Source organism: Nocardia asiatica NBRC 100129 (assembly GCF_000308415.1).
GTDB classification, from domain to species: Bacteria; Actinomycetota; Actinomycetes; order Mycobacteriales; family Mycobacteriaceae; genus Nocardia; species Nocardia asiatica.
In genome coordinates this window covers 1-5,245 of the sequence record NZ_BAFS01000249.1, presented here as the reverse complement: position 1 = coordinate 5,245, position 5,245 = coordinate 1, and the positions used below count along the sequence as shown (strand labels likewise).

Genomic DNA, 5,245 nt, shown 5'->3' with positions numbered 1-5,245 from the left:
CCTGACGCCGCACAGCCGCACCCCCGACGAACTCCCGGACTGGCTGCGCACTTTCGCCGTCGCCGGTTTCGACGTGGCGGCCGAGGTGCCGCTGCGGATCTCGCTCGCGCGCGTCGGCTCCGACGAGTACGTCTTGGCGGTCGTGGTGCACCACATCGCGGCCGACGGCACGTCCATCGCGCCGCTGGTGCGCGATCTGATGACCGCCTATGTCGCGCGGAGCGCGGGCGCGGCGCCCGGCTGGGCTCCGCTGCCGGTGCAGTACGCCGACTACACGCTGTGGCAGCGTGCCGTGCTCGGCGACGAGAACGACCCGGGTTCGGTGGCCGCCGCGCAGATCGCTTTCTGGCGCGACGCTCTGGCGGGTATCCCGGATCGGCTGGACCTGCCCATGGATCGGCCGCGGCCCGCGTCGGCCTCCGGTCGCGGCGGCGTCTACACCTTCGCCGTCGACGCGCCGACCCGCGTCCGGCTCGACGAACTCGCACACGCCCGCGGCGCTTCGCTGTTCATGGTGGTGCACGCCGCCTTCGCGGCGCTGCTCGCCCGGCTGTCGGGTACCGCCGACATCACCATCGGCACGCCCGTCGCCGGTCGTGGCGAGGCGGAACTCGACGACCTGGTCGGCATGTTCGTCAACACGCTGGTACTGCGCACCGAGGTCGATCCGGCGGCGTCGTTCGCCGATCTGCTCGCGGCGACCAAGGAGCGCGACCTCGCGGCTTTCTCGCATGCGGAGTTGCCGTTCGAGCGTTTGGTCGAGGTGCTTGACCCGGTGCGGTCGCAGGCGCATCACCCGCTGTTCCAGGTGGCGCTGTTCTTCCAGAATATGAACCAGGCGGAACTCGAGCTGCCCGGCCTGTCGGTCGGCGCGGTCGAGTTCGACGGCGCGATGGCGAAATTCGATCTGCAGCTGACCATCACGCCGCAGGAAGGCCCGGACGCGGGCCTGGCGGCGATGTTCACCTACGCCGCCGATCTGTTCGACGAGCAGACCGTCGCCGAGTTCGCGGGTCGCCTGAACCGGCTGCTGCGCGCGGTCGCCGCCGATCCCGATCGCGCGCTCGGCGCGGTCGAGCTGCTCAGCGTGGTCGAGCGGGACCGCATCCTGCACGAGTGGAACGACACTCGCTATCCCGTGCGCGCGGAGCTGCTGCTCGACGGCTACCGTCGTGCCGTTGCGGCGCACCCGGACCGGACCGCGGTGGTCTATGAGGGTGTGGGTCTGTCGTATCGGGAGTTCGATGCGCGGGTGAATCGTTTGGCTCGGTTGTTGATTTCGCAGGGTGTGGGTGCGGAGTCGTTGGTGGGGTTGGCGGTTCGTCGGTCGTTGGATCTTGTGGTGGGGATGTATGCGGTTGTGGCGGCGGGTGGGGCGTATGTGCCGTTGGATCCGGATCATCCGGCTGAACGCATCGCCCACATCCTGGACACCGCTCGCCCCCTCTGCGTCGTGACCACCCGCGCCGACGCCGAAACCCTCTTCGGTGACGTCCCGACCCTCGCCGTGGACACGGTGGACCTCGGCGGATTCGACGACAGCCCGGTGCGTGCGGAGGAATTGCTGCGCCCGGTGTCGCCGCACAATCCGGCGTACGTGATCTTCACTTCGGGATCGACCGGTCGGCCGAAGGGCGTCGCGGTCTCGCACGCGGCGATCGACAACCAGATCACGTGGATGCTGGCGGAGTACCCGCTCGACGCCGACGACGTGTACCTGCAGAAGACGGCGACGACGTTCGACGTCTCGCTGTGGGGCTACTTCATGCCCCTGCGGGCGGGCGCGAAGCTGGTCGTCGCCACGCCGGACGGCCATCGCGATCCCGCCTATGTCGCGGAAACGATTGCCGCGCAGAGTGTGACGGTCACCGACTTCGTGCCGTCCATGCTCACGGTGTTCGCCGCGCACACCACGCCAGGAAGCTGCCCGACGCTGAAGCACGTCTTCGTGATCGGTGAGGCGCTGCCGCCGGAGACCGTAGCGGCCATGCACGCGGTGTCGGACGCCGCTGTACACAACCTGTACGGCCCCACCGAGGCGGCGGTGTCGGTGACCTACTGGCCCGCCGCGGCGGACGAGCGGTCCGTCCCGATCGGCCTGCCGCAGTGGAACACCCAGGTGTACGTGCTGGATTCGTGGTTGCGGCCGGTGCCGGTGGGTGTGCCGGGCGAGCTGTATCTCGCGGGCGATCAGCTGGCTCGCGGTTACGTGCGGCGTCCTGATCTGACCGCCGACCGGTTCGTGGCCAACCCCTTCGCCTCGGGCGAGCGGATGTATCGGACCGGCGACCTCGTCGTGTGGCGCAAGGACGCCGACGACGCGGTGCTGGACTATCTCGGCCGGACCGATTTCCAGGTGAAGTTCCGTGGTCAGCGGATCGAGCTGGGGGAGATCGAGACGGCGTTGCTGGCGCAGCCCTCGGTGAGCCAGGCGGCCGCGCTCGTCTCGCCTTCGGCGCTGGGCGATCAGCTCGTCGCCTATGTCGTCCCCGCTCCGGGTGATCAGGTCGACGCGCAGGCACTGCGGGCCGCGATCGGGGAAACCCTGCCCACTTACATGGTTCCGGCCGCCATCGTGGTGTTGGCGGCGTTCCCGCTGAACTCGAGCGGCAAGCTGGACCGCAAGGCGCTGCCGGAGCCGACTTTCGAGACCAAGCATTTCCGTGCGCCGGCCACTGCGGTCGAGGAGATCGTGGCCGGTGTATTCGGTGAGGTCCTCGGCTTGGGCCGGGTCGGCGCGGATGACGATTTCTTCGCGTTGGGTGGTAATTCGCTGGTCGCTACGCAGGTGGTGGCGCGTCTGGGTGCGGCGGTGGGTGCGCGGGTGGCGGTGCGGACGTTGTTCGAAGCGCCCACGGTCGCGGCCCTGGCGGCGGCGCTCGAGTCACGCACGCACGGTGAGCGTGGTGTCGAGTTGGGGAGTATCGCTCGTCCCGACCAGTTGCCGTTGTCGTTGGCGCAGCGGCGGATGTGGTTCCTCAACCGCTTCGACCAGACCGACGACGCGGATCAACAGATCGGTTCGGCCGCCTACAACCTCCCGTTCGCGCTGCGCCTGACCGGTGCATTGGACGTAGCCGCACTGGGCGCGGCGCTGAACGACGTGGTCGCGCGCCATGAGGTGCTGCGCACCGTGTATCCGGAGACTCCCGATGGTCCGGTGCAGTTGGTGCTGCCCGCTGGGCGGGTGGCGCTGGATCTGACTCCCCGACTGCTGGCCGAGACCGATGTGGCGAGCACCGTGTACACCTTGGCCGCGACACCGTTCGACGTCACGGCCGAGGTGCCGTTGCGGGCGGCGCTGATCCAGGTCGACGGTGCGCCGGATACGTTCGTGCTCGCCGTGGTGGTGCATCACATCGCGGCGGATGCGTCGTCGATGGGTCCGCTGGTGCGGGATGTGATGGTCGCGTACGCGGCGCGCACCTCGGGTGACGCTCCGGGGTGGTCGCCCTTGCCTGTGCAATACGCGGATTACGCGTTGTGGCAGCGTGCGGTGCTGGGTGCGGAGTCCGATCCGGAGTCGGTCGCCGCTGCGCAGATCGGGTTCTGGCGTGCGCAACTGGCCGGTCTCCCTGACCTGCTGGAGTTGCCGACAGACCGGCCGCGGCCCGCGGTGGCGTCCATGGCCGGTGCGCGGGTGGATATCGAGATCGATGCCGCGACCCACGCCGGACTCGTCGAGTTGGCGCGTGCGCACGGCGCGACCCTGTTCATGGTGGTGCATACGGCGTTCGCCGTGTTGCTGGCCCGACTGTCCGGCAGTTCGGATATCGCGATCGGAACACCTATCGCGGGCCGTGGTGAGCGTGCGCTCGATGACCTGATCGGCATGTTCGTGAACACCGTGGTCTTCCGGACGCGGTTCGAGCCGGGCGAGTCCTTCGCCGCCCTGCTGGGCAGGCAACGGGAATCCGATCTGCGGGCGTTCGCGCACGCGGACGTGCCGTTCGAGCGGTTGGTCGAGGTGCTGAATCCGCCGCGGTCGACGGCGCACCATCCGTTGTTCCAGGTGGGGTTGTCCTTCCAGAACATCGCGCGGACCGCGCTGGAGCTGCCCGGGTTGACGGTGGCCGGTGTCGATGCCGATCTGGATGTGTCGCAGTTCGATCTGCATTTGATCGTCGGTGACGCCTACGAGGAGTCGGGTGCGGCTGCCGGTATCGGTGGCTTCTTCACGTATGCGACCGACCTGTTCGACCGTGCGACCGTGGACGGTTTCGCGGCGCGCTTCTCGCGCATCCTCGCAGCTGTGGTCGCGGATGCGAACACCACGGTCGGCGATATCGAACTGCTCGCCGATGCCGAACGGCACGACGTGCTGACCCGCTGGAACGCGACTGACCAGAGCGTCGACGCGAGCGCGACGCTGGTCTCGCTACTCGACGCCAGCGTCGCAGCGGACCCGCGCTCCACGGCCATCGTCGCGGATGGGGTCGGCGGTGAGCGGGTCGAGCTGACCTACGCCGAACTCGACGCCAGGGTGAATCGACTCGCCCGGCATCTGATTTCGTCGGGCGTCGGACCGGAGTCGCGGGTCGCGCTGGCGTTGCGCCGGTCGGTGGATTTGATCGTGGCGATGTATGCGGTGGCGAAGTCCGGTGGTGCGTATGTGCCGGTGGATCCGGATCAGGCTGCTGAGCGGACGAGTTACATCTTGGAGACGGCGGCACCGGTGTGTGTGCTGACCAATGCCGAGGCGGAGTTCGAGACCGATGTCGCGCCGGTGGTGCGTATCGATGACCTCGATTTGTCGGGTGTGGATGCCGAGCCGGTCACGGATGCTGATCGTGTTGCGCCGTTGCGTGCGGAGAACACGGCGTATGTGATCTTCACGTCGGGTTCGACGGGTCGTCCGAAGGGTGTGGCGGTGCCGCATGGTGCGATCGCGAATCAGTTGCAGTGGAAGGTTGTCGAGTTCGGTCTGGACGCTGCGGATGCGGTGTTGTTGAAGACGGCGGCGACGTTCGATTTGTCGGTGTGGGAGTTCTGGTCGGCGGCGGTGTGTGGTGGTCGTTTGGTGATCGCTTCGCCGGATGGTCATCGGGATCCGGCGTATTTGAACGAGTTGATGGCGCGTGAGTGGGTCACCACGTTGCATGTGGTGCCGTCGATGTTGGATGCGTTGTTGACCGCGGGTATGCCGGATTCGCTGTGGCGGGTGTTGGCGATTGGTGAGGCGTTGCCGGGTTCGGTGGCGCAGCGGTTCTTGCGGGAGAATCCGCGGACCGAGCTGTTCAATTTG

At 67.9% G+C, this 5,245-nt stretch carries 1 protein-coding gene; it reads left to right on the top strand.

Annotated elements, in window-relative coordinates; genetic code table 11:
- Nucleotides 1–5,245 (top strand): non-ribosomal peptide synthetase (locus ON27_RS24295; protein ID WP_043732396.1); only part of this gene is annotated, 5,245 nt, incomplete at both ends.